Here is a 1,636-nt window from a genome sequence, read left to right as displayed (position 1 = left end):
TACCTGACATGCTTACATCGGCGCGCCGTTGGGGCTACGCTGGAATGCTCCGGGAATGGGGCAGGCGCAAGAGCAGGTGGCGTGCCGGGTTCAGCGACTGGCAGGGAAGCGCGACTATAGCTATGGGCTTTGAGCCCGCCGTCGTATCTGCGCTCCCCCGCGGCCCGTCCGGATGTGCCTCGAGCACGGATAGATAGGTGCTGTTGAACCCTGTAACCAACCCATCGTGCCCATGGTCTCAGCGCACGCGAGCTCGCAGCTCATGCTGAAGAACGGTGCGGCGTCAGTCCCATGGCCCGGCACGCCAAGGAGCAGTTTATGCACTACTTGGGAATTGATGTACACAAAAAGGTCGTTGCCGCTTGCCTGCTCGACGAAGACGGGCAAATCGTCAAGCGCGCCAGGTTCGATCTTTCCGCGCAGCGCCTGAGCGCGTTCATCGGCTCGCTGCCGCACCCGTGCAAGGTGGTGCTGGAAGCCACCACCAACACCTGGGCCGTGGTCGACGTGCTCACCCCGCTGGTGGACGAAGTGGTGGTCTCCAATCCGATGCGCACCAAGGCGATCGCTTCGGCCAAGATCAAATGCGACCGCGTCGATGCGCTGGTGCTCGCGCAACTGCTGCGCACAGACTTCCTGCCGCGCGTATGGCAACCCGACGCCGCCACGCGCCAAGCGCGGGCGCTGGCTCACCGGCGCAGCGTCCTCGTGCGCGATCGCACGCGGCTGAAGAACCGCATCCACTCGCTGCTCGCGCAGCGCCTGATCGTCGCACCGGCGTGCCTGTTCAGCTACGCCGCCCGGCAATGGCTGGCCGAGCTGAGCCTGCCGCCTTGCGCGCGCGGCGAGCTCGACACTTTGCTGGTGTTGCTCGATACGATCGAGAAGGAAATCTCACAACTGCAGCAGCCGATCGATCAGCTCGCATGGAACGACCCTGCTGTGCGCCTGCTCATGACCCTGCCCGGCGTGAACGTGACGGTAGCCCAGGGACTCATCGCGGCCATCGGCGATATCGATCGATTCCGCACGCCAGCGCATCTGGCGGCCTACCTCGGCTTGGTTCCTTCCACCCACCAAAGCGCCGAGCACTGCTACCACGGCCCCATCACCAAGCATGGCAACTCCCAGGCGCGCTGGCTGCTGTCGGAGGCGGCCCAGTGCGTAGCCTCTCACCCAGGACCACTGGGCCACTTCTTCCGCAAACTCGCCACGCGCAAGCATCGCAACGTCGCCGTGATCGCCACCGCACGCAAGCTCGCCGAGATCGCTTGGCACATGTTGATCAAAAATGAACCTTATCGCTATGCCACACCACAAGCCACTGCCGACAAACTCGCTCGCCTGCGCGTGAGCGTCACCGGCTGTCGCAGGCGTTCGTCTACCAAGGGTCAACCTCGCAGCCCCTACTACGGCACTGCCGACCCAAGCCGGCCGGTCAAGTCACTGCCCGAGGTGCTGCAAAGCGAATCTCTCCCAGCCATGCAGCCCCTTGCTCCTGGCGAAGTGCGCATGCTCCAAGACTCCCATTGCCTCCCTTGGCAACAGAGCCTGCAACAACCTTCACGGCGCCCAGGTGTCCGCAAAGCTCGCAAACCTCCTCACCCTTCAGATTGAGCTTGACATCTCATAGATA

Annotated in this window: 1 protein-coding gene; it reads left to right on the top strand. The window is 63.6% G+C overall.

The features are described 5' to 3' along the window. Window positions 1–291 precede the first annotated feature (291 nt). A complete protein-coding gene (locus APY03_RS01080; RefSeq protein WP_083944084.1) occupies window positions 292–1,617 on the top strand; it encodes an IS110 family transposase in 1,326 nt (441 codons plus the stop codon). The last annotated feature ends 19 nt before the right edge of the window (window positions 1,618–1,636 follow it).

This window comes from Variovorax sp. WDL1 (assembly GCF_001541225.1).
Classification (GTDB): Bacteria; Pseudomonadota; Gammaproteobacteria; order Burkholderiales; family Burkholderiaceae_C; genus Variovorax.
The sequence above is the reverse complement of the archived record's forward strand: the minus strand, read 5'-3'. Positions and strand labels throughout refer to the sequence as shown.

Bases quoted from the DNA above. Each gene is read 5' to 3' on its own strand.
- APY03_RS01080 (WP_083944084.1), top strand. From the start codon at position 292: ATGGCCCGGCACGCCAAGGAGCAGTTTATGCACTACTTGGGAATTGAT.